This window comes from Paraconexibacter sp. (assembly GCF_041602235.1).
Taxonomy (GTDB): Bacteria; Actinomycetota; Thermoleophilia; order Solirubrobacterales; family Solirubrobacteraceae; genus Paraconexibacter.
This window is the reverse complement of the sequence record NZ_JBFIGP010000289.1, coordinates 1-4782: the sequence shown is the minus strand read 5'-3', so window position 1 is coordinate 4782 and position 4782 is coordinate 1. Positions and strand designations below refer to the sequence as shown.

The 4782-nt window shown below is 74.8% G+C and carries 5 protein-coding genes; 3 read left to right on the top strand and 2 right to left on the bottom strand.

Features of this window, described 5'->3' with window-relative positions; genetic code table 11:
- Both ABYE80_RS17295 and ABYE80_RS17290 read right to left on the bottom strand, forming a co-directional pair.
- Window positions 1-925: glycosyltransferase family 4 protein (locus ABYE80_RS17295; RefSeq protein ID WP_372791552.1), on the bottom strand; the 925-nt coding region annotated here is incomplete at its 3' end.
- Window positions 922-1980 carry a glycosyltransferase family 4 protein gene (locus tag ABYE80_RS17290; RefSeq protein ID WP_372791551.1) on the bottom strand — a complete coding sequence of 353 codons (1059 nt, stop codon included), beginning with the start codon at window positions 1978-1980 and terminating at the stop codon, window positions 922-924. The genes ABYE80_RS17290 and ABYE80_RS17295, both read right to left, overlap by 4 nt.
- 81 nt (window positions 1981-2061) lie before the next feature.
- Here ABYE80_RS17290 and ABYE80_RS17285 point away from each other — a divergent pair, with 81 nt between their 5' ends.
- From ABYE80_RS17285 to ABYE80_RS17275, 3 genes are all read left to right on the top strand, one after another.
- Window positions 2062-2691: a methyltransferase domain-containing protein gene (locus tag ABYE80_RS17285; RefSeq protein WP_372791550.1), complete on the top strand. Its 630-nt coding sequence runs from the start codon at window positions 2062-2064 to the stop codon at window positions 2689-2691.
- A 2-nt stretch (window positions 2692-2693) separates the two neighbouring features.
- Entirely contained in the window at window positions 2694-3746 is a 1053-nt protein-coding gene (locus tag ABYE80_RS17280; protein WP_372791549.1) for a glycosyltransferase family 4 protein, read from the top strand.
- Window positions 3743-4782 (top strand): glycosyltransferase (locus tag ABYE80_RS17275; protein WP_372791548.1); only part of this gene is annotated, 1040 nt, incomplete at its 3' end. The genes ABYE80_RS17280 and ABYE80_RS17275, both read left to right, overlap by 4 nt.

The following is a 4782-nucleotide window of genomic DNA, read 5'->3' as shown; positions in this document are numbered from 1 at the left end:
CGGCGACCTCGGCGTAGACCGCCCACGTCTCGCGGGCGGCGTCCTCCCAGGTCCACGGCGGCGGGGCGGGCGCGGGACGCTCCGCCGCGGCGCCCGCCGCGAGCAGGCCGGCGAGGTCGTCCGTCGCGACGAACGTCGCCCGGTCCCCGAGCACCTCCTGGAGGGCGGGGACCGCGCACGCGGCCACGGGGGTCCCGCACGCGAGCGCCTCCACCGGGGGCAGTCCGAAGCCCTCGTCGTCCGACGGGAACACGAGCGCCCGGGCGCCGGTGTACACGGCGGCCAGCTCGTCGTCGTCGACCCGGCCGGTGAGCAGGAGGTCCTGGTCGCCGCCCTCCAGCTCGTAGGCCCACTCGCGCGCCGGACCGACGAGGACGAGCGGCAGGTCGCGTGGTGCCTTCACGAGCGCGGAGACGCGCTTGCGCGGGTCCGGGTGCTCGAGTCCTCCGACCCAGACGAGGTAGTCCGCGGGCAGCCCGTAGCGCTCCCGCACGGCGGCGACCTCCTCGGGGCTGCGCGGTCGCATGGCGGGCGCGGCCGCCTCGGAGATGACGGTGATCTGCTCCCGTGGGATGTCGAGCTGGTCGGTGACGTCGCGTGCCACGGTCTCGGTCGGGCAGATCACCCGCGTGGCGCGCTGGACCGCCAGGTACCGCAGACGGAAGCGCACGCCGGATCGCAGGTACTCGCTGCGCCGCTTCAGCGGCACCATGTCGTGCAGCGTCACCACCTGCGGGACGGCCGCACGCAGGGCCGCTCCGTCGATCCAGGGCGAGTGGTAGACGTCGACCCGTCGCGGTCGGTGCGCCTCGATGATCTCGTGTCCCTGCGGCGCGGTGGCGAGCAGCGCCTCGTGCAGGCAGCGCACGTAGCGCCCGATGCCCCGCACGTCGCGGCCCGCGCGCGTGTCGAAGGCGACCCTCACGCCCCGCTCGCGGCGTCGAGGTTCCCGGACAGGAGGGGGCGCAGCAGGGCTTCGACGCGGTCGCTGTAGGCGTCGGCGCCGAAGCGCCGGGCGGCCTCGCGCGCGCGTCCGCCGAGCCGGTCGCGCTGATCGAGCACGCGGAGGACGGCGGAGGCGATGGCCTGCGGGTCCCCCGGCTCCACGAGCACCCCGGTGACTCCGTCCTCGACGACCTCGCCGAGACCTCCGACGCGCGTGGCCACGACCGGCACGCCGACCGCCATCGCCTCGCTGAGCACGGTCCCGAACGGCTCCTGGTGCGACGGTGCGACGAGGACCGACATGTGACGCATCACCGACTGCGCGTCGGGGACCCACGGGAGGTGCTCCACGGTCGTGGACTCGCGCACCTGCGCGAGATAGCCCGGGTCCGCGTCGTAGGGGTCGTCCCCGATCAGCACGACGCGGGAGCCAGGGGCGCCGGCGTGGATGGCCGGTGCCGCCGCGACCAGGTCGGCCACGCCCTTGCGCGGCTCGATCCGCCCGACGTACCCGATGACCGGGCCCGTCTGTCCCTCGGGGCCGGCCGCCGGCCAGGGCGCGGGCCGCTGCTCGGGGTCGAGCTCGACCGGGCAGTACACGACCTTGGGGTCGAGGCCCTCGAGCCGGTCGGCGACCGCCTGGCTGTCGGCGAGCACGAGGTCGGCGCGGTGCCAGTGGCGGGGGACGCGGTCGACGACGTCGTGCACGTGCAGCACGGCGCGGTGCCCGCGGAGCGCCGGGAGCAGCCGGCCGCAGACCGTCGAGTTCAGGTAGACGATGTCGTGCATGCGGGCCAGCCGGCGAGCCCGCGGCCACGAGGCCACCGCGCGGGCGCCCTCGCCGGCGCCGAGGCCACCGACGTCCAGTCGCGCCCAGTCGTAGCCCGAGCGCGCCAGCGGGCCGGCCTCGGGCGAGGTCAGCGTGATCTCCCATCCGCGTGCGGTGAGACGCTGCGCGAGACGCAGCAGGCCGACCTCCGCCCCTCCGGGGTGGTCGACGGCATTGACGCCGAGCAGGCGGGGCACGCCGGTCACGGAAGCGAGCGTACGGCACCGGCCCCGGACAGGCGGTATCGGGGGCCGTCGGGGACCGCGATGGCCTACGCTGCTCGGCTCGTGGAAACGCTCCGTGAAGCCGTCTGGCAGGCGGTGCCCGCCGACGCCCGGCCCGAGCGGTTCGAGGCCCGCCGGGCGTTCCTGCTGGAGCACGTCGAACCGGGGGACCACGTGCTGGACGCCGGGTGCGGGGACGGGGCGTTCGCCCGCGCGCTCGCCGAGCGCGGCGTGCGCGTCAGCGGCGTCGACGTCAGCCACGAGGCGATCCGCCGCGCCCGGCGTGCCACGACGCCCGCGGCCGGGGGTGCCGTCCGCCCGGAGCTGCAGGTCGTCCCGGAGGGCGTGCCGCTGCCCTTCGCGGAGGACGCGTTCGACGTGGTCTGGGCCGGCGAGGTGCTCGAGCACGTGGTCGACCCCGTGGAGTGGCTCTCGGACGTCCGTCGGGTTCTGCGCTGGAACGGCCGCCTGATCCTCACCACGCCGTACCATGGCCGCGTGACCACGGTCCTCCTCGGCCTGCGGGCGAGCGCGTTCGACGCGCACTTCGACCCCCGTGCCGACCACCTGCGGTTCTTCTCACGGCGCACCCTCGCCGCGCTGCTGCGGGACGCCGGCTTCACCGAGATCGACCTGCGTGCAGCCGGTGGCGTGCCGACCTTGCGGCGCGCGTTCCACGTCGTGGCGTCCTGACCGTGCGGGTCCTGCTCGACACGACGTTCGCGCTCCGCGGTCACACGGGGACCGGCGTGTACCTGACGCGTCTGGCCGAGGCCCTGGAGCGTCTGGGCGTCGAGGTCGTGGAGGCCCGCAACGAGGGCCGCCGGGCACCCGGGGGTGGAGTGCGTCGCAGCGTGGTGAACGCGGGGGCGGACGAGTGGTGGACCACCGTCGAGCTGCCGCGCCGCGCGTTTCGCGAGCGCGCCGACGTCGTGCACCACCCGCTGCCCGCCCTGAGCCCGTTGAGCGGGGTGCCCCAGGTGGTGACCGTGCACGACCTGGCGTTCGAGCGGCTGCCCGAGGGCTTCGATCGCGGGTTCCGGACCTGGGCGCGGATCGCGCACCGGGCCGCCGCGCGGCGCGCGAACGCCGTGGTGGCCGTGTCACGGACCACGGCGCAGGACGTGATGGCGCGGTGGGGCATCGCCCGCGAGCGGATCGTCGTCGCCCGCCATGGCCCGGGGCAGGAGCCGGACGCCACGCGCCCGCGGGACGCCGAGGTCGCGCATCTCCTCTACGTGGGGGACGACGAGCCCCGCAAGAACCTCGGCCTCCTGCTCGCCGCCTACCGCCTCTACCGCGAGCAGGCCGCACGCGACGGCGGAGAGCCGCTGCCGCTGGTGCTCGCGGGCAGCGCCCGGGCGTGCGAGGAGGGCGTCCGGGTCGTCGAGCGTCCCGAACCCGAGGCGCTCGGCCGGCTCTACGCGGGGGCGGCGGCCCTCGTGCACCCGGCGTTGTACGAGGGGTTCGGCCTGACGCCGCTGGAGGCGATGAGCGCCGGGGTGCCGGTCGTCGCCGCCTGCTCCCCCGGGGTCGTCGAGATCTGCGGTGACGCATCGGTCCTGGTGGACCCGCACGACGCGCCCGCGCTGGCTGCCACGCTGGGGCGCCTGGCGCAGGATCCCGCGTTGCGCCGGGACCTCACCGAGCGGGGACGCCGCCGGGCCGCGGAGTTCTCCTGGGCCCGGTCGGCACGCGCGCACGTCGACGCGTATACCCTGGCCATGGAGGCAGGTGCGCACGGATGAGAGTGGCGATTCTTGGCACGCGGGGCATCCCCGCGTCATACAGCGGGTTCGAGACGGCGGCCGAGCAGCTGGCCTCGCGGCTCACCGATCGCGGGCACGAGGTGATCGTCTACTGCCGGCCCCACGTGGTGGACCGCCGCCTGACCGAGTGGAAGGGCGCGCAGCTGGTCCACCTGCCGACGCTGCGCAACAAGTACCTCGACACGTTCACCCACACCCTCCTGTCGAGCATCCACGCCGCGCGCAAGGTCAAGCCCGACGTGGCGCTGTTCTTCATCGCGGGCAACAGCCCCATGTGCCTGATCACGCGGGGGGCGGGCATCCCGACGGTCATCAACGTGGACGGCCTGGACTCCGACCGCTCCAAGTGGCCGTCGACCGCCAAGCGCTACCTGCGCTTCGCGGAGCGCAACGCGCCGCGCTGGGCGGACTGCGCCCTCACCGACTCCCATGCGGTCGCCGAGATCTTCGAGCAGCGCTACGGCGAGCGGATCGGCGTCGTCCCCTACGGCGTCGACGACCCCGGCCACACCGGCACCGAGACCCTCGAGCGACTGGGTCTCAAGCCGCGCGAGTACATCCTCTTCGTCGGTCGGCTCGAGCCCGAGAACAACCCGCACATCCTGGTCGACGCGTTCGCGCGCATCTCCGACGCGCGGGCGCGGGGGATGAAGCTCGTCATCGTCGGTGGCGCGCCGTACGCGGACGAGTACATCACCCAGGTGCGGCGCAAGGGCGACCCGCGCGTGATCTTCCCCGGCTACGTCTTCGGGCGTGGGTACTGGGAGCTGCAGCACCACGCCTACGCGTTCTGCGCGCCGACCGAGGTGGGTGGCACCCACCCGGTGATCCTCGAGGCGCTCGCGGCCGGGAACTGCGTGATCGTCAACGACCACGCGCCGAACGTGGAGACCGTCGGGGACGCCGGGCTGACGTTCAGCGGCGCCGAGGGGGTGCCGTCCCTGACGGCGCAGCTCGAGCGCGTGCTCGATGACCCGGACATGGTGGCCGAGTACCGCGGGCGTGCTCGCGAGCG